Below are 19600 nucleotides of genomic sequence, written 5' to 3'. Positions count from 1 at the left end.
GTAATGGACGATAATTATTTCATGCAACAGGCGCTGAAGGAAGCGCGCAAAGCCTTTGATGATGGAGAAGTTCCTATCGGCGCCGTTGTGGTGATGAATAACCAGGTAATTGGTCGCGGATATAACCAGGTAGAGCGGCTGAACGATTGTACTGCCCATGCGGAAATGCTGGCGCTCACTGCTGCGTTCAATTACCTGGGCAGTAAATACCTCATGGAGGCAACTTTGTTTGTAACGCTGGAGCCTTGCTTAATGTGCGCCGGGGCGCTGTACTGGAGTAAGATCGGACGCATCGTGTATGCTGCGCGGGATGATAAGCACAGCTACCGGCGGTCTACCGGCGAACAGTCTCCCTTCCATCCTAAAACCAAGCTGGAACAAGGCCCTGGCGGTGAGGAAAGCCTGCAGCTGGTAAAAACTTTTTTTGAAAAAAGAAGATAATTCTACTCTTTCAGCTTATCGAACCTTAAATGCATTACCCTGCCGCTGTTCACTTCAAAGCCTGTGATCTGGCCTTTTGTATCACGCAGCACCTGCACGTTTCCGATCCACCAGCTATCAACGAGTAGCTGATCCCGCCCCGCCAGGGTGATGGGTGCATCCTCGTACTTGCTGTTGGTAAGCACCAGCTTATTATCCTTTAGGGCGATGCCGTATTTACAATCCAGTTCGGGACTGTAATAGGTGCCAGTATAGGCCTTCAGCGCGGAAGCGGTGAGCGGTGCGGTATTATATTTTTTAAGCACTTCCCTGGTGTCTGGATTCAATGCAGCAAATACGGTCGTATCTCCGGCCCGTGGAATGTTGAAAGCGAATTTGATTTCCGGGTCGTCAAACAGGGAAAAGGTGTCTTTTTCTTCTCTTAACAATACGGACTGACCATAGGCTTCTGCATACAGCTTGTTATCCTTCAGGCGAAAGCCGATCCGCATACCTTCATCAGAAATGTAGTTTCCCATGAATTTTCCCAATGCGAGGGTGTTCTTCAGGATAACCCCGCTGCTGTCTTTTTTATCCTTCTCCTTTTTGGGAGCAGTGGCTTTGGTGGTATCGCTGATAAAGAGGGCGGCCATATCTGTTGCCCGCTGGCCGGGGTTAAAATCCCCTCTGTTGGCAAATACGACAAAGCCCATTTTCAGGTCAGGGAAAACCATCATGGCGGTACGGTAGCCTGCATCGGCGCCTGAATGCGAGAAGCCTCGCCAACCCCGGTACTTCATGTTGCTGATGCCCAGCGCATAATCTATCTCCTTGCCGTTGTTGAGGCGCCCTTTCCTGGTTAAGGTGTCAATATCCTGCTGATCGCCGACCTTGTGTGTATAGAAATTCATGATCCACTTGGAGAAGTCGCTGATATTGGTGAAAAGACTGGTGGCGCCTACATTGGAATAACTCAGCACGCTGTTGTTATAGTTGGCGCTGTCTTTCGGGTAGTAGGAATAAGCGCGGTCTTTTACCAGCTCCGTATAATCATCGTGAAAATGGGTGCCCTGCATGCCCAGGGGTTTGAAAATAGCGGAGTCTGTAAACTGACGTAAGGTTTGCCCCGTAACGGATTTTACAATTTCTGCCATCATGGTATAACCGCTGTTGCAATAGTTGAATTTTTCTCCGGGTTTGGAATTCAGGGCCCGCTGGCGGCTCAGTATTTTGATAATCTGGTCTTGTGTGATCACATCGTCCAGCCGGGTGCCTGCAGTGGCCAATAGCTGCCACTGGTCCCTGATGCCGCTGGTATGGTGGAGCAGATGACGGATGGTGATCTTTTCCTTCAGATCAGGGAACCAGGGCAGGTATTTGCGCACATCGTCATCCAGCTGCAGCTTGCCTTGCCGGGCCAGCAGCACGATAGAAAAGGCGGTGAACTGTTTAGATACGGAGGCTACGTGATAAATGCTGGCAGGCGTGTTGGGAATGCTGTATTCGAGGTTGGCCATACCATAGCCTTTGCTGAAGATCAGCGAATCATTCCGGATGATGCCTACCGCACAACCTGGACTGTTGGGGCGGTTCCATTGGGCAAACAGCTGATCCAGTTTTTTAAGCGTAGAATCTGGTACAGGCTGGGCAAAAACGCGATGAACGATAAGAGGGGCAAGCAATAATGCCAGCAGGGGAATGGATAGACGGTTCATAAGTGGATGAATAGTGTAACTAAAGTTAGTGATTAATTCCAAGCTCGAACTTTTTTCTATCTTGTGCATCTGTAAAGCATTAATCTTATGGTAGCAAGAAGAGATTTTATCCGTAACAGCAGCCTGCTGGCGGGCGCTGTAGGCCTGGGCTTCCCCAAAAAGGTGCTCGGCTGGGATGGGTATGTATCACAACGCCCTCCGCTGGCGCAGCGTAAGTTCACCAGCCAGGCGGTAGAAAAGGCCATCGCGGGCATCAAAAAACAAATCGCCGATCCGAAGCTGGCCTGGCTGTTTGAGAATGCCTTCCCGAATACCCTGGATACCACCGTTAGTTTTAAGATGGTGGATGGCAAGCCGGACACCTTTGTGATCACCGGCGATATTCATGCCATGTGGCTGCGCGACTCCTCTGCACAGGTATGGCCTTATCTTTCCCTGGTAAAAGAGGAAGCTGCCCTGCAGCAGCTGATTGCCGGGGTGATCAACCGTCAGACCAAATGCATCCTGATAGACCCATATGCCAATGCCTTCAATGAAGGCCCTACGGGCAGCGAATGGGAAAAGGACCACACCGATATGAAGCCCGAGCTGCATGAGCGTAAATGGGAGATAGATTCTCTTTGCTATACCGTACGCCTGGCCTATAATTACTGGAAGATCAGTGGCGACAGCAAAGTGCTGGACGACAACTACCGCAAGGCCGCAGCCCTGATTGTTAAAACGTTTAAGGAGCAGCAGCGGAAGCATGGCAAAGGCCCCTACAAGTTCCAGCGTACCACACCGGTACAATCAGATACCGTGGCCAATGGCGGTTATGGCGCGCCGATCCAGCCGGTGGGCCTGATCGTATCTACTTTCCGCCCCTCCGACGATTCTACGGTATTCCCTTTCCTGATCCCTTCCAACATGTTCGCGGTAGTATCACTGCGGCAGCTGGCAGAGATCAGCACAACGGTATGGCAGGACAGCACCTTCGCGAAAGAATGTACGGACCTGGCGGATGAAGTTGACAGGGCGATCAAAGCTTACGCTGTTGTAGAACATCCGCAGCTGGGCCACATGTATGCGTTTGAGGTAGATGGTTTCGGCAACCGCTTGTTCATCGACGATACCAACGTGCCCAGTTTGTTGTCTATCCCTTACCTGGGATATACTACGGCAGACGATCCGCTGTATCAGACCGCCCGCCATTTTGTATGGAGCAGCTTCCATCCCTGGTTCTACCAGGGAAAATACGGGGATGGCGTAGGCAGCCCTCACACCGGCGTGGATTATATATGGCCCATGAGCATTATCATGAAAGCCCTTACCACAGATAATAAGGAGGAGATCGCCGCATGTCTCCACACCCTGCGCAATACAGATGGCGATACCGGCTTTATACATGAGTCTTACCAAAAAGATGATCCGAAGCAATTCACCCGTAAGTGGTTTGCCTGGGCTAATACCCTGTTCGGAGAGCTGATCATGAAAGTGAGCCAGGAGTACCCGGATCTGCTGAAACGTCAATACACTTTATAATATCCCCGCGTGAAGGGCTGCCACGGCCCTTCACGCTTTTATCTTCACTCCCGTTAACCATCTCCCTGTATGCATCCCGGAAAAATATATGCGGAACGTTTAGACCAGCTGAGGCAGCAGATCACGAAAGCGCGCGGAAGGCTGCAGCTCCTCAGTGTCATCCGCCTGCTATGTTTTGTGGGTATGCTGGTATGCAGCTGGCAATACATTGCAAAGAATTTTCCGCCTGTATGGCTCCTGCCTTTCGGAGCGCTGCTCGCGGTGTTTGTTATTGCACTGGCCAGATACCAAAAGGTAAAGGACCATCTGCAGCTGCTGCAAACCCTGGCGGCGCTGAATGAAAAGGAACAGCATTTGTTGGAAACGAATGAGTCGCGGTTTGACGGCGGAAATGAGCTGGTGGATGAGGAGCATCCGTTTTCTTCCGATCTCGATGTATTTGGCGCGGCTTCCCTGTTTCAGCATATTAACCGTACCGGTACCCTGATGGGGCGACAGGAACTTGCAGATTCCCTGCGGGCTCCCCTGCAGGACGCGTCTATGATAAAAGACAGGCAGGAGGCTTTGAAAGAGCTGGCGCCCAAAGTGGGGTTTCGTCAGCTGCTCACGGCTCATGCCATGCTCTCCGGCGAGACGCCGGGCGACAGAGCGGCGTTGCGGGCCTGGCTGGCCTTACCTATTACATTCCTGGAAAACAGGTGGCTGCGTATCATCAGCTGGTTAAGCCCTGCCTGCCTCATCGCATGTGGGGTGATCTTTGTGTATACACATAAATATATGCCAGCTGCTATCTTCCTGATCATTAACTGGATCATATTGGGCAGGTATGGCAAAGGCATGAAGGAGCAGCATACGCATCTTACCAATAAAGAGCCCATCCTCCGTAAGTTCGCCCAGCTGCTGCATATGGTGAGGAAAGAGCCTTTTGGAGCAGCTACCCTGCTCAGGGCACAGCAGGAGGAAGCGAAAGTAGCAGATATGGCCCTGCACCGCCTGGCCCGTATCAGCAATGCGCTTGACCAGAATATCAACCTGATCGTATCTGTTTTCCTGAACTCTATTCTGCTGTATTCCATTCATTGCATGTTCAGCCTGGAGAAATGGAAAGCGCAGTACCGGGATAAAGTAGCCGGCTGGCTGCAGGTGATTGCCCGTATGGAAGCGCTGAACAGCCTGGCCACCTTTGCTTTTAACCATCCCATGTACATCTATCCGCAGCTCAGCGAGGAGCCGGGACTGGTAGCCAGCTCCCTGGGCCATCCCCTGATTCCGGCGGCGGAATGTGTGGTGAATGATATTACGGTGGGTCGTCCGCAGCATTTCCTGATCATTACCGGATCCAACATGAGCGGAAAGAGCACTTTCCTGCGGAGCGTAGGCAGCAACCTGCTGCTGGCCATGTGCGGCGCCCCGGTATGTGCGGGAACTTTTTCATTTGCGCCCCTCCATATTATGACTTCCATGCGGATCAAGGATTCCATTGCCCGCCATACCTCTTATTTCCAGGCAGAGCTGCTGCGGCTGCAGCAGATCGTGAGGGCGCTGCAAAGAGGACAGCAGGTTTTCATCCTACTGGATGAGATATTGAAGGGCACCAACTCGGCAGACAAGCTGACGGGTTCCCGGCAGCTCATTACCCACCTGCTGGAATATCGCTGCCAGGGCATGATCGCTACGCACGACCTGGAGCTGGGCCAGCTGGAGCAAAGCTACCCGCAAAGCCTTAAGAACTATTGCTTTGAAAGCACTATCCAGGACAATCACCTCTTTTTCGACTACAGGATCCGCGAAGGCATCGCGCATAATAAGAATGCCACCTTTCTTATGCAGCAAATGGGCATTATCTGAAATGTTTGAGGTTTGAGGTCTGAGGTTCGTTGAAGGTTGCAAGTTCAATGCAGGAGTCTGCATAACAGAAATCATTTGATTTGCAGACACATAATATTTCACGGACGACTGGTTTCAAACCTCCAACCTTCAACGAACCTCAGACCTAAAACTTCAAACCTCAACCCAGGAACTTTTATTTGCGAAATACTAATCGATTTAGTAGTTTTACTAAAAATATTAGTATATGACATTGCCTTTCGTGGAAGGTGGTGCACCTGAAAACCCATATTATAAAGGAAGAGGCGCGCAACTGAATCCTAAGAACAAATTTCTCAATACAGAGTATGCACAGGAGCACCCGGAGGGAATTGATGAATGGTGGCAGGCAGATGTACCTACACAGGTGATAGAGGAGCATGCCAAGACCCTTGTCAACAAGGTGGACAGTCCCGATGTAGGTATGTGGTATTCTATGAACCCTTACCAGGGCTGCGAGCACGGTTGTATCTATTGCTATGCACGAAATGCACATCAATACTGGGGCCTGAGTGCCGGCCTTGATTTTGAACGGAAGATCGTTGTCAAGCGCAATGCACCTGAGCTGCTGCGCAAGTTCCTGGATAATAAGAACTGGGTGCCGAAGCCCATCAGCCTTTCCGGTAATACAGACTGTTATCAGCCGCTGGAGCGGAAGATGTTCATTACGCGGCAGCTGCTGGAGGTGGCGCTGGAATATAAACAGCCCCTGGGCATCATTACCAAGAATTCGCTGGTACTGAGGGACAAATATCTTTTACAAAAGCTGGCCCAGGATAAGCTGGTATGTGTATATGTATCTATTACTACGCTGCAGGAGGACCTGCGGCAGAAAATGGAGCCGCGTACCACTACTGCTGCGCAGCGCTTTCGTATAGTCAAGGAATTAAGCGAGGTAGGAATACCGGTGGGAGTGATGACGGCCCCTATGATACCCGGTCTTAATGACCATGAGATGCCGCAGCTGCTGGAAATGGCGGCGCAGAACGGGGCAAAGTTTGCAGGCTACACGGTGGTGCGGCTGAATGATGCGGTAAAGATCATCTTTAATGACTGGTTATATAAAAATTTCCCCGACCGGGCCGACAAAGTGTGGCATATGATAGAGAGCATGCACGAAGGGAAGGTAAATGACAGTGAATTTGGCCGCCGCATGCGGGGCGACGGTAATATAGCTGATCTGATCCGCCAGCAGTTCAAGGTACATACCAAGAAGCATGGTCTTAATAATGAACGTTTTGAATTCAATACATCGCTGTTCCAGCGTCCAACGCCGCAGTTAAAGCTCTTTTGATCCACCTGACAGGAAAGGGCAGGGATAACGTGCGGAGGAGAGACGAATGGCACACGGAGCGGCCAGGGAAAGCATATGGAGCAAACGCGGAGAAGGCGGGGTGGAATACGGAGGATACGCGGAGAGAACACGGTAAAGCAGCCCAGGCATAACCCAATCATAAATGTCTGCACCTAACAATGATCAGTCTCCGGACCACAGGCTCCAGGCCGTACCGGTTAAAGTGGTGACCAAGCACATTGAGTACCAACGGTATGGTGTGTGGCCAGTGGACTGCAGACCATTGTTCCTGAGCCCACGACTCGCTGCCAGTGGGCATTAGGGGCTGCTGCCTGCTCCGCCACCTATGATTAACAGTCAGCCATTTACCGTTGGCAACGCGCCATTTATAAAAAAATTATTAATTCAGCAAAAAAAACGTTGGTGAATTTTGTGTAGTAAAAAAATAAAAATATCTTTGTTAGAGCAAAACAAAATAAATGTCACGCAATCCTCAACATACAATTTCTGCGGTGTCCTGTAAGCTAAAGAAGCAGGTCAGGGACGGATTGCGGGCGTGTTGCACCAATTGTTAACAGAATAAGTTATCAAGTGATATAACAGAAGTCCCGCAGAGAAAATGCGGGACTTTTTGCTTTAGAGAGATAGTAAATGATGACTGAGCGCAAATCAAAGCAACTAGCAACTGTCGAACGTGTTAAAATATTGCCAAAGGGTATTTATTTAACACGTACAGGAGATGTTGTGTCTAAACAACCACACGAACCAGGAATGCGATAGCAAAACGGCCCCTGTTTTGCTATAAGAGCCCGGTGCGTTGGTACAGCGAACCGGGTTTTTTATTTTTTAAATATTCATATAGTTATGTACTAGCCCGTACTATAGGATCAGGAAGGTGCATAACCCCAAATAGTGAGATCATGAGAAACGTTATTCAAGTTGTAAGAGAGGCTTTGCTTACCAACTTCAGGGAGTTGGACACCTGGTTTGAAAAAGAGCCGGCTTTACTGGATTTTAAGCCTGGCCCGGATCAGTGGAACGCTCACGAAGTGCTGGAGCACATTAGCCTTACCAATTATTTCCTGTTGCTGATTATCAACAAAGCAACACGCAGGGCGCTGGAACGTAAGAAAAACGGCCACACCGTGGTGCTGCCCGGCGACTATTTCGACAAGTTCGACCAGATAGATGTGATAGGCAGTAAGTCCTTCGGATGGATCCGCCCCGATCACATGGAACCTACCGGTATGAAAGACATGCAGGAGGTAAGGGCGTTGTTGAAGCAACAGTTTGCACAGTGCTGGTATAATCTGAGCCTGCTGCAGAACGGGGAAGGTTTGCTGGTGTTTACCAATATGTCTGTAAACAACCTGGGCAAGCTCGATATCTACCAGTATATCTACTTCCTGACCAAACATATTGAAAGGCATATCCGCCAGTTGCACCGCTTGCAGAAGCAGTTTGCAACAAGCATGGAATTGATATAAACGGTCGACCAAGCCTCATCTATTGTTGTTAATCCTGCTTTCGGAGTTCATTTATATTTTATTACAGTCCACGGTACACAGTGGATCGTGGACTGTTACCATGAAGTACACACGTAACTTTTCAGAAAAAAAAAGGCGTTGAAAATTGTACTATCAATTATATTCACTGTATCTTTGTTCCGTTCATTTATTCACAAAAGAAATCATAACATGCGACACATTCATTTTAACATACAATCAGCGATGCCATCCTGGAAGATGGACAATCGTAGATGCCGGGCATGTTATTATCATCGATAGATCAAAGTGATTTATGTATATAACGAAAAGCCCGGCTTCATAAAAAGCCGGGCTTTTTTGTTACCAGGTGGAGTATGATCAGGATAGTTGACAATATATGGAAATGGTTCGGGCTTGATCTTGACAATGTCAGGGTCAACAGGGCAAGGTATGCAATAACGTAGTATAGACCTAAACGTTATTTGAGCCCTGCCCGTGCATACGAGCAGGGTTTTTTTGTAAGATATTTTTTTCGTCTCTGTTTGCATTGATCCCAATTAAAAAGCGCCGTAACGCTTGATGTCTAGTATTCATCTTTACCAGGAGCCGGTAGCAAATGAGGCTACGAGAGCACTGGTAAAGAGCTGGATACAGCAATTGAAGAAGCCTCTTTCCGCCATGAATTGTAAACAAATATATCTGCTACTGTTATGACAAGACTGAAACTCACCTGTACAGCCCTTCGTAGCATCGGGTACCCCGAGGGGCCTGTCATAAGCCTGGCGATCAGCGCTATGGAACAGCAATTCAAACACCATACCGAAGAAGCCGCCCTTCACATTCTCAAGCAGGTACTAATCGATCCTGTATCTTATCTCTCTGACAATGCCCTCAGAAAAGTAGCAGGGCGCCTGATGGAAACTCCGGAGGATAAAGACACTCCGCTTAAAGAGATTCCTGTGCCCTATGAAATATATGGTGCAGGCTTTATTGAAACAGGGGCCATCCAACAAATGAACAATGCCGTGCGGCTGCCAATAGCCGTAGCCGGCGCCCTGATGCCCGATGCCCACCAGGGCTATGGGCTGCCCATCGGCGGTGTGCTGGCTGCCAGTAATGCAGTGATACCTTATGGTGTGGGGCTGGATATCGGTTGCCGGATGTGCCTTAGCATACTGGATCTTCCGCTTAGCCAGCTTGAAAAACGCGGGCCCCGCTTTGAGCAGGCGCTTATGAAACACACCCGCTTTGGCTGCAGCAGCGAATGGGAAGCAGCCGCTGATGATGTGGTACTGGAACATTCGCTTTTCCGTGAGCTGGCCCTGCTGCGCCGCTTACATAACACCGCTGCGCTGCAGCTGGGCACATCCGGAGACGGTAACCACTTTGTAGACTGGGGTATTGTGCAGATCAGCGGTACCAATGATTTTAACCTTCCGCCTGGTTCTTATATCGGGTTGTTATCTCACTCCGGCTCCCGTAACCTGGGGGCACAGATCGCTACTTACTATACCCGCCTGGCCCGCGAGCTGAGCTCACTGCCAGCCGCTGCGCAACACCTGGCCTGGCTGGAGCTGGATACTGAAGCGGGACAAGAATACTGGCAGGCTATGAACCTGGCTGGCAACTATGCCAGCGCCAGTCATCATCTTATACACGGCCGTCTTATAAAAGCAATGGGCGCACAACTGCTGGCCAGGATAGAAACGCCGCACAACTTTGCATGGAAAGAGATCCATAACGGACAGGAGCTGATCGTGCACCGCAAAGGCGCAACACCTGCAGGCAAAGGGGTAATGGGTATCATTCCCGGTTCTATGACGGATCCCGGCTATATTGTACGTGGGAGGGGAGAAGCCCGCTCCCTGCAATCTGCTGCACACGGGGCCGGACGGCGTATGTCCCGCGCAAAGGCTGCTGCTGCTATTTCTGATGAAGAGCTGAGCAAACAGCTGGAGGAGCAAGCCGTAACACTGATCGGCGGCGGGCCAGACCAGGCGCCGCGGGCGTATAAGAACATCAATGAAGTGATGGCTGCCCAGAGCAGCCTGGTAGATGTGGTGGGCAGCTTCCGCCCGAAGATTGTGCGGATGGCGGAGGAATAAATGTGGTCTGAAAAGGCGTGTTAAAAGTCTACAGAAACTGTAGGGTAGTTGAAATAAATACCTTATTATTGTAGCCGTTTACCACCACCTTTTTTGATTGCTCAGTTCCTATGCATTTAAATCACATGGCCTGGGCCATTCCGCTGTTCCTGTTCTTTATAGGAATAGAATACTGGGTGGCGCGTAAAAAAGGATGGAAGTATTTTACCTTCAGTAATTCCATCACCAATCTGAATGTCGGCATTGCCGAACGTCTGCTGGACACCTTTACAGTAGGCATCTTTTACTTTGTCTATGATTATCTGCACCGGCATTTCGGGATCTTTAACATACGTTCCAGCGTACTGTTATGGATCGCCTTGCTCATCTGTACGGATTTTATCTGGTACTGGTATCATCGCCTGGCCCATGAGGTGAACATTTTATGGGGCGCTCATGTAGTGCATCACCAGAGCGAGGATTTCAATTACACCGTATCTGCCCGTATTACCGTGTTCCAGGCTTTCGCACGGATGATGTTCTGGTCTGTATTACCGGTGATCGGCTTTCCCCCGGCCATGATCATCAGCGTGCAGCTGGTGCACGGCCTGTATCCTTTCTTTATTCATACCCGCACCATTGGTAAGCTGGGCCTACTGGAATATATACTGGTTACGCCCTCCCATCATCGTGTGCATCACGCCAGCAACGAAAAATATCTTGACAAGAACTACGGTGATGTGCTGATCATCTGGGATAAGCTCTTTGGCACTTTCGTGCCTGAGGATGAAGAACCGGAGTATGGCCTTACCAAGCCGCTTAACAGCCATAGCTTTTTATGGCAGCATTTTCATTTCCTGCTGGAGATCGGGTATGCGTTCCGCCAGGCGAGTGGATGGAGACAGAAGTGGAATGTGGTATTTGGCAAGCCGGATCATATTGACCCGGGCATCAGGCCGGTGCTGGAGGAGCGTTTTCTTTTCCGTGATAACACCGGGACCGCTACTCCGCGGCTGCATCATTATGTGCTGTACCAGACGGCGGTCATTATTGCGGTGTTGTTCTTTTTCCTGTTGCTGGAGAGGCAGACGCCTGTGTTCATACAGGTGTGTATCACGGTATTGATCTTACTTACACTGGTTAACAGCGGCGCCATACTGGAGCAGCGAAGATGGGTGTTCTACCTGGAGTATGCCCGTTTGCTGGTAGTCTTTATCGCCGTGTACTATTGCTGGCCGCACCCCGTCTTGTTATGGACAGCTACCTTCGTGCAGCCGCTGATCTTCTATTTTAAGGCAGCTATTGAACAACGTTATTTGCGCCTGCTTTACGGTGCGCCCGCTTAAAATACTACGCAGGTTACGTGGCCGAGAGACGAGGTAAAGGTCCGCAAAACCTTCACGGCGGTTTGAATCCGTCCGTAACCTGCATTTATCTAAACACGTATATATATTTTACGTTTGTCCATCCACCAGCCCAGTAGCCAGAAGAGACATACATGGAACAGGGCAAACAGCAATGAGCCGGGGTAGTTACCCCCGATGGGCCGGAAGATATGCTCATACAGCCAGCCGTACAGGTTTTGGTTTGGACCAGTACGTACCAGGAGGTATAATTTTACCAATACCCCCGACATCACGTAAATGAAGAGCGGGTTTTTGCCGAATACCTCAAAAAAGCCGGCCGCCCTTTTCCAGCCCCGAAATTCTATGGCATACATTAATACAGAGAGCAGCAGCAGGGCAATACCCACGGTATACAGCACATAAGAGCTGGTCCAGATCTTTTTATTGATGGGGAATACCAGGTTCCAGCACAGGGCGGTGAACACCAGGAGACAACCGCTGACCAGCAAGCCGCAGAGCATGGGGTAGTCTTTGCCTTTTTGCTGGATATAGGAACCGGCAATGTAGCCGTAGATCACATTGCATATTGCCGGGAGGGTACTGAGGATCCCTTCGGGGTCAAAAGGCACTCCTTCGCCTTTGTACATATGCTGTTCTCCCAGCAGCCATTTATCCAGCCGTAGTCCTGCATAACCTTCCAGGCTGTAGGGATCGCCTTGCCCGAAGGCCAGCAACAACCACCAGTATACCAGCAGCAGGCATCCTGCTATGAGAAAAGCCCTGCGTTCTCCAGCAAAGTGGATAATAAGGGCGGCGAAGCCATAACAGAGGGCTATACGGGGCAGTACGCCCAGGATGCGTAACTGGGATAAAGACTTGAATACCAGCTGTTCGTTCTGCCATCTGAAGAAAGGGAACCAGTTAAGGAGCAAGCCGATCAAAAAGATCAGTACCGTGCGTTTCAATATTTTCCTCAGGGCAACGTTATAGCCTTGCCCTTCGTATTTCTTCAGGGAAAAACTCATGGCATTGCCAACGGCAAAGAGGAAAAACGGAAATACCAGGTCGGTGGGCGTGCAGCCATGCCAGTGCGCATGTTCCAGCGGTGTATATACGTAGGACCAGCTGCCTGGGTTGTTGACAAGGATCATCCCGGCCACAGTAAGGCCACGGAATACATCCAGCGATAGGAAACGTTGTGTAGGTTGGCTCATTAAATTAATAGGAGGTGATCTGTCGTTTCAGCATTTTCCGTGCAAAATGGATACGGCTTTTGATGGTTCCCATAGGCTCGTGCAGCATATCGGCGATTTCATAATATTTAAAGCCTTCATAATACAACAGAAAAGGACGTTTGAACAGGATAGGAAGACGGTAAATAGCGTATTGTATATCTTTAACCCGCAGACTGCTTTCCGCTTCATTGTTGACATAGGAATGCTGCAGCCGGGCGAGGTCCCTGGCGACATGATCCTGGAAAAGCTGCTGTTTGGCCTTGCGGCGGTAATGATTAATGAAAAGATTCCGCATGATGGTGAAGAGCCAGGCCCGGATATTGGTGCCTTCCATGTATTTTTCCTGGTGCACCAGGGCACGGTACATGGTTTCCTGGTAGAGGTCTCGTGCGGTTTCCGAATCTCTGGTAAGCACTATTGCAAATGGCTTCAGGAAGTCAGACTGATGCAGCAACAGGTCAGCAAATTCGGGGGAAGACATCTTTGACTGATTTTACTTATAGCTAATTTAAACAAAAATTGTGGGAAATCCTAAAATAGCCTTCTGATATATAATGGGAAACTATTATTTTGCTGATTTTCATTCCGCTAATGCAAATATGTTATTTTTAATAGATTTGCACCTGATTTGCCCATGCCCCGCAGGGTGAAATAAGTTTGATGGAGGTTTTGTTAATTAATCGAGAAAGTCATTTTTGAATTCATGCTCAGGAGAATATTACTGTTACAGCTGTGTTTACTGGTTGGTTTCATAGGAGTTGCCCAGGCTCAGGTACCGACAGCTACAATGTCTAAAGACCAATTGAAACAGGTAAAGGTGGATCAGCTGTCTGATGACCAGATACGGCAGCTGGTAAGTGAAATGAAGAAGAACAAGATCACTTTTGACCAGGTGGATGAGTATGCGGCGCAGAATGGGATACCGGATGTGGAGGTGACCAAGCTGAAAATGCGGATACAATCCATGGGCCTGGATAAAGAGCTGACGGATAATGCGGCCAAAGATTCGGGCAGTGAAGAGGTGCAGGAATCTACCCGCCAGAACAACGACACTACCGATGACTGGGATCAGAAACTACGCCGCATCAATAGTAAAGAGGACTATGAAAAGGAATTGCGCCGCAGAAAGATCTTTGGAGCAGAGCTGTTCAACAATCAGAACCTGACTTTTGAGCCTAACCTGCGCATGCCAACTCCTGCTAACTATCGCATAGCAACAGATGATGAGCTCCTGATAGACGTATATGGATATTCTGAGGTGCAGCACCGGCTGAAAGTAACGCCAGATGGTTACATCCGCGTTCCTTACCTGGGCCCTGTTTATGTGAACGGCCTTACAATGGAAGAGGCCCGCGTTCGTATAACCAAACAGCTGTCAACTATTTATGGCGGTATTAAGTCGGGCAACACTTTTGTACAGATATCTTTGGGTAATATACGCAGCATACGTGTGTTGCTGATCGGTGAGATAGAGCGTCCCGGTACCTATAGCCTTCCCAGCCTTGCAACGGTGGCCAATGCATTATATGTGTCTGGCGGCCCGGGCGAAAATGGTTCTTTCCGTAATATCCAGGTGATCCGTAACGGGCAGGTAGCTGCAACTTTTGACCTGTACGACTTTATTTCCAGGGGCGATCTGGCCAATAATATTGTTTTGCAGGACCAGGACATCGTAAAGGTGAACCCCTACAAAACAAGGGTGGAGCTGGTAGGTGAGGTGAAACGTCCTGCTATTTTTGAAGCAAAGGAAAATGAAAGCCTGCAACAGATCCTGGATTATGCAGGTGGATTTACAGATAAGGCCTACCGTGAGATCATCCGCGCCAACAGGATCAATAACCGCCAACGCGAGGTGGTCAATGTTCCTGCGGACCAGACGGGCAGCTTTAAATTAAAGTCGGGTGACCAGTTCTTTGTAGACTCCATATTGACACGCTTTACTAACAGGGTTACGATTTCCGGAGCGGTGTTCCACCCGGGCGATTATGCTTTGGAGGAGGGCATGGAAGTAGGAGACCTGATTCGTAAGGCGGACGGTGTAAAAGAAGAGGCTGCCCTTACCCGCGGTGTTATCCGCCGCCTCCAGGCAGATTTTACGCCATCGATGATCAGCTTTAATGTGGCTGATGTAGTTGCGGGTCGCCAGCGCCTGGCCTTACAGCGGGAAGACAGTGTGATCGTATACTCGAAGATGGGCCTTCGCGAATTATACCAGGTGAAGATAAATGGAGAGATCAATCAACCCGGCCAGTATGTATATGCAGATAGTATGCAGCTGGAAGATCTTATACTGATAGCCGGTGGCCTGAAAGATGCGGCTTCCCTGAAACATGTGGAGATCTCCAGGCGCATACGCAGCGGTGCAGATTCTTCGGACACGCGTATGGCAATTATCCAGCAATTTGATATCAATGCAGATCTGAGCAGCAATCCCGGTGCTGCAGCATTTGGCCTGCAGCCGTTTGATGAGGTAATGGTGCGCAAGGCCCCCTCCTATATGGAACAGGCCAATATGCAGATAGGCGGTGAAGTATTATACCCCGGCCAATATGCTATCAATTCCAAACAGGAACGTATTTCTGATGTAGTTCGCCGTGCAGGCGGCCTGCGGCCCGAAGCCTATCCTGAAGGAGCGGTGTTGTTGCGCAAAACCTTTGTGAATGAGTCCGATAGCGCTTATCTCACCAATAAGCTGGAAGTATTTTATAATAAGATGCAGGACAGCTCTGATATTGCCAGGTTGAAAGGCGCTATGGAGCGCAGAGAGCAGTTGCTGGGCATTAATCTTGACCTGATATTAAGGAACCCCGGCTCAAAGTATGATCTGCTGCTGGAAGAAGGAGATGTGCTGAAAGTGCCTAAAAAACTGCAGACTGTGCAGGTTTTCGGCGAAATATATTTCCCCAAGAAAGTACGTTTTGATAAAGGTATCGGCTTCAGGGATTATATCCGTGGCGCCGGTGGTTATACTACACAGGCGCTGAAAAGAAGAAGCTATATTGTTTATGCTAACGGCGAAGTAAAGAACACCCGTAAAGTATTATTTTTTAACAGCTATCCTAAGGTAAAGCCAGGAGCGGAAATATATGTGCCAACAAAACGTGAGCGTAAAGGATTGACCGGAGGTGAGGCGATTGGGCTGGCAAGCGGACTGGCATCGGTGGCGTTGATCGTCGTAACCTTATTGGACAAGATTAAATAGTATCCGGCTATGGAACCCACGCCGCCTAAAATAGCCATTATTGGTTTGGGATATGTTGGTTTACCTTTGGCCATTGAGTTTGGAAAGGTATATGACGTATTGGGTTTCGATATTAACGAAGCGCGCGTTACTGAATTAAAGGCAGGAAAAGATCACACACAGGAAGCAGACATAGCGGAGCTGGAGGCGGTAATAAAAAAGAAGGAAGAACAGAGAAGCGCAGGACTGTCATTTTCCACAGATACCGGTGCATTGCTTGCCTGTACTATTTATATCGTTACAGTACCTACTCCCCTCAACGAATTTAAATCTCCCGATCTGAAGCCATTGCTGCAGGCAACCGCTATGCTGGGGCAGGTGCTGAAGAAAGGAGACCTGGTGATCTACGAATCTACCGTGTATCCGGGATGTACTGAAGAAGATTGTGTACCGGTATTGGAAAGGGAGTCCGGTTTAAAATATAATGTAGATTTCTTTTGTGGATATTCACCGGAACGGATCAATCCCGGTGATAAGGTGAATACCCTTACCACGATCAAAAAAGTAACTTCCGGTTCTACCCCCCAGGTGGCAGACCGGGTAGACGATCTTTACAGCACCATCATCAGCGCTGGTACCTATAAGGCGCCCAGTATCAAAGTGGCAGAGGCTTCGAAAGCTATAGAGAACGCCCAGCGGGATATCAATATCAGCTTTGTGAATGAACTGGCGCTGATCTTTGACAGGATGGGGATCGATACGATGGATGTGCTGGAGGCGGCGGCCACCAAATGGAATTTTCTGAAATACAGGCCCGGCCTGGTGGGAGGCCATTGTATTGGTGTGGACCCTTACTACCTGGCCCATAAAGCGGAAGCGCTGGGGTATCACCCGCAGGTCATACTTTCCGGTCGCAGGGTGAATGATAATATGGGTATGTTTGTAGCCAATAAGGTGATCAAGCTGATGATCAGGAAGGGGCACAGAATTGAAGGGGCGAGGGTACTTATATTAGGCATAACGTTTAAGGAAAACTGCCCGGATATCCGGAACTCAAAGGTGATAGACATTTACCGGGAATTGACGGAGTTCGGGCTAAAGGTGGATGTGTATGATCCGCATGCCATACCCGCTGTAGTACAGAAAGAATATAACCTGGTCTTAAAAGACCAGTTGGATCAAACATATGACGCTATTATTTTAGCTGTGGCGCACAACGAGTTCAGGGAGCTGAATTACGCCGTGTTGAAGCGGGAACATAATGGGGTACTATTTGATACTAAAGCATTTCTTAACAGAAGCCTGGTGGATGCCAGGCTATAAATTTTGATAAAAGATCATAACAAACATATGGAGGTAAACCAACAAAGCACTCCGCAGGAAGAAGAAATTTCGCTCAAAGACCTGATATTGAAATTTCGGGAATGGTGGAGGTTCTTGTTAAAAAAATGGCTGATCATTGTAGTAGCGGGCCTGGTAGGCGCGGGGCTGGGACTGACCTATGCCTTCGTGAAAAAGATAAAATATGTTGGTGAGCTCACTTTTGTGCTGGAAGACAGTAAGTCAAGCCCACTGGCTGCTTATTCGGGTCTGGCCAGCCAATTTGGAATAGACCTGGGGCTCGGATCTTCCAGCGGTATATTTGAAGGAGACAACATTATAAGGCTTTTAAAGTCGAGGTTGCTGATAGAGAAAACACTCCTGGCCGTTATCGAGGTAGATAATAAGCCAATGACGCTGGCAACCTTATATATGAAGGTGAACGAGCTGGACGAAAAATGGTCTAAGATCCCCTCCCTGAAGGGACTGCAGTTCCCTCCCGGTGCAAGCCGAAAAACATTCAGCCTGCAGCAGGATAGTATTCTGAATGTGCTGAATGAAAGAATTGTCAAAGCAGATCTGTCTGTAGAAAAGCCTGATAAGAAACTGAGCTTTATATCTGTAAAGTGTACGTCATTAAGCGAAACGTTCTCAAAGGCATTTACCGAACGCTTAGTGAAGGAAGCGACAGATTTTTATGTCAATACCAAGATCATGCGCTCCCAGGTAAATATAGACAAATTGCAGTTGGCTGCAGATTCGCTGGAGCTGCTGTTAAATCGTAAAACGGTTTCCCTGGCAGCTACCCAGGATCTTAATCAAAACCCGGCAAGGCAAATGGCGGGCGTAAAAATGGAAGTGGAGGCCAGGGATAAGCTGGTGCTGCAAACCATGTATGCAGAAGTTATTAAAAACCTCGAGCTGAGTAAAGTGGCCATGGCGCAGGAAACTCCGCTTGTCCAGGTCGTTGATACGCCTATCCTGCCCCTGGAGAAGGAAAAGTTTGGCAAATTGAAAGGCCTGGTACTGGGCGGTTTCCTGGGCGGTCTTTTAACAATCATCTATCTTATAGCCAGGAAGATATACCGTGACATCACAGCACAAGCGTAATTTAAACCAGCAATGGAACTGAAAAATAAGAAAGTATTGGTAACAGGCGCCGATGGTTTTATAGGAAGCCATCTGGTGGAACAGCTTTTACAGGAAGGTTGCCAGGTAAAGGCATTTGTATATTATAACTCTTTTAATAGCTGGGGCTGGTTAGATACTTTCCCCAAAGAAACGCTTTCCCGGATCGAAGTTTTCGCGGGAGATATACGTGATCCCAATGGTGTAAGAACAGCGATGAAAGGTGTAGACGTGGTATTTCATCTTGCAGCATTAATAGCCATACCTTTTAGTTATCATTCGCCGGACTCCTATATAGATACCAATATAAAGGGAACGCTGAATGTGGTGCAGGCGGCAAGGGACCTTAATATTGAGCGCATACTGGTAACATCTACATCAGAGGTATATGGTACCGCTACTTATATTCCCATTGATGAGAAGCATCCACGCCAGCCGCAATCGCCCTATTCTGCTTCAAAGATCGGAGCTGATTGTATTGCGGAGTCTTTTTACCGCAGTTTTGATCTGCCGGTGACCATCGTCAGGCCATTCAATACTTTTGGTCCAAGGCAGTCTGCCCGGGCGGTTATTCCCACCATTATCACACAATTGCTGAGTGGTAAAACATCCATTCACCTGGGAGATATTGTTCCTACCCGCGACCTGCTGTATGTAAAGGATACCGTAAAAGGCTTTGTAGCAATAGCAAAGTCTGAAAGCCTGATAGGAGAGGACTGCAACATTGCGACGGAATCAGAAATAAGCGTGGGAGAGCTTGCCAACCGCATCATTGCACAGATCAATCCTGCGGCAGTGATCACGCATGATAGTGCGCGCATACGGCCTGAAAAAAGTGAGGTGTTCCGTCTCTACGGATCTAAAGAAAAGATCAGTCGCCATACTGACTGGAAACAGCAATTCAGCCTTGATGCAGGCCTGCAGGAAACAATTGCCTGGTTTAAAGTGGCGGAGAACCTGAAAGGGTACAAGGCGGATATTTATAATATTTAGTGAGGCTATA

The 19600-nt window shown here is 48.9% G+C and carries 14 protein-coding genes; 11 read left to right on the top strand and 3 right to left on the bottom strand.

The genetic code is table 11. From position 1 onward, the window contains the following. Positions 1 to 3 precede the first annotated feature (3 nt). Positions 4 to 441 (top strand): nucleoside deaminase, encoded by a 438-nt coding sequence (locus ACR9Y8_RS15855; protein ID WP_481214225.1) that lies wholly within the window; start codon positions 4 to 6, stop codon positions 439 to 441. Positions 442 to 443: 2 nt separating this feature from the next. Here the strand turns inward: ACR9Y8_RS15855 and ACR9Y8_RS15850 are convergent, their stop codons facing one another. Then, entirely contained in the window at positions 444 to 2135 is a 1692-nt protein-coding gene (locus ACR9Y8_RS15850; RefSeq protein ID WP_481214224.1) for a serine hydrolase domain-containing protein, read from the bottom strand. Positions 2136 to 2222: 87 nt separating this feature from the next. Between ACR9Y8_RS15850 and ACR9Y8_RS15845 the strand changes: the two genes are divergently transcribed. From ACR9Y8_RS15845 to ACR9Y8_RS15820, 6 genes are all read left to right on the top strand, one after another. Next, a complete protein-coding gene (locus tag ACR9Y8_RS15845; RefSeq protein WP_481214223.1) occupies positions 2223 to 3656 on the top strand; it encodes a glycoside hydrolase family 125 protein in 1434 nt (477 codons plus the stop codon). A 69-nt stretch (positions 3657 to 3725) separates the two neighbouring features. Beyond that, positions 3726 to 5504, top strand: a complete 1779-nt coding sequence (locus ACR9Y8_RS15840; protein ID WP_481214222.1) for a MutS-related protein — start codon at positions 3726 to 3728, stop codon at positions 5502 to 5504. A 226-nt stretch (positions 5505 to 5730) separates the two neighbouring features. Further along, a complete protein-coding gene (locus ACR9Y8_RS15835; protein WP_481214221.1) occupies positions 5731 to 6816 on the top strand; it encodes a PA0069 family radical SAM protein in 1086 nt (361 codons plus the stop codon). A gap of 920 nt (positions 6817 to 7736) precedes the next feature. Then, on the top strand, positions 7737 to 8303 hold the full coding sequence (locus ACR9Y8_RS15830) for a DinB family protein (protein ID WP_481214220.1): 567 nt from the start codon (positions 7737 to 7739) through the stop codon (positions 8301 to 8303). 710 nt (positions 8304 to 9013) lie between these two features. After that, entirely contained in the window at positions 9014 to 10408 is a 1395-nt protein-coding gene (locus ACR9Y8_RS15825) for an RtcB family protein (protein WP_481214219.1), read from the top strand. A gap of 125 nt (positions 10409 to 10533) precedes the next feature. Beyond that, positions 10534 to 11733 carry a sterol desaturase family protein gene (locus ACR9Y8_RS15820; protein ID WP_481214218.1) on the top strand — a complete coding sequence of 400 codons (1200 nt, stop codon included), beginning with the start codon at positions 10534 to 10536 and terminating at the stop codon, positions 11731 to 11733. Between the two features lie 89 nt (positions 11734 to 11822). Here ACR9Y8_RS15820 and ACR9Y8_RS15815 read toward each other — a convergent pair whose 3' ends face one another. Further along, positions 11823 to 12947, bottom strand: coding sequence for an acyltransferase family protein (locus ACR9Y8_RS15815; protein WP_481214217.1), 1125 nt, complete (start codon positions 12945 to 12947; stop codon positions 11823 to 11825). A 4-nt stretch (positions 12948 to 12951) separates the two neighbouring features. After that, complete coding sequence (locus tag ACR9Y8_RS15810; protein ID WP_481214216.1) at positions 12952 to 13449, bottom strand: RNA polymerase sigma factor; 498 nt, start codon at positions 13447 to 13449, stop codon at positions 12952 to 12954. 306 nt (positions 13450 to 13755) lie between these two features. On the opposite strand from ACR9Y8_RS15810, the gene ACR9Y8_RS15805 reads away from it, so the two are divergent. Genes ACR9Y8_RS15805 through ACR9Y8_RS15790 form a run of 4 tightly spaced genes read left to right on the top strand, consistent with a single transcriptional unit; the run spans position 13756 to position 19590 of the window. Continuing rightward, complete coding sequence (locus tag ACR9Y8_RS15805; RefSeq protein WP_481214215.1) at positions 13756 to 16170, top strand: SLBB domain-containing protein; 2415 nt, start codon at positions 13756 to 13758, stop codon at positions 16168 to 16170. A gap of 9 nt (positions 16171 to 16179) precedes the next feature. Beyond that, positions 16180 to 17472, top strand: coding sequence for a nucleotide sugar dehydrogenase (locus tag ACR9Y8_RS15800; RefSeq protein ID WP_481214214.1), 1293 nt, complete (start codon positions 16180 to 16182; stop codon positions 17470 to 17472). A gap of 27 nt (positions 17473 to 17499) precedes the next feature. Next, entirely contained in the window at positions 17500 to 18579 is a 1080-nt protein-coding gene (locus ACR9Y8_RS15795; RefSeq protein WP_481214213.1) for a lipopolysaccharide biosynthesis protein, read from the top strand. A 12-nt stretch (positions 18580 to 18591) separates the two neighbouring features. Next, on the top strand, positions 18592 to 19590 hold the full coding sequence (locus ACR9Y8_RS15790; protein WP_481214212.1) for an NAD-dependent 4,6-dehydratase LegB: 999 nt from the start codon (positions 18592 to 18594) through the stop codon (positions 19588 to 19590). The last annotated feature ends 10 nt before the right edge of the window (positions 19591 to 19600 follow it).

The sequence above is a fragment of the Chitinophaga sp. SVR4-12A genome, from assembly GCF_056754765.1.
This window is presented reverse-complemented; position numbering and strand designations above follow the sequence as displayed.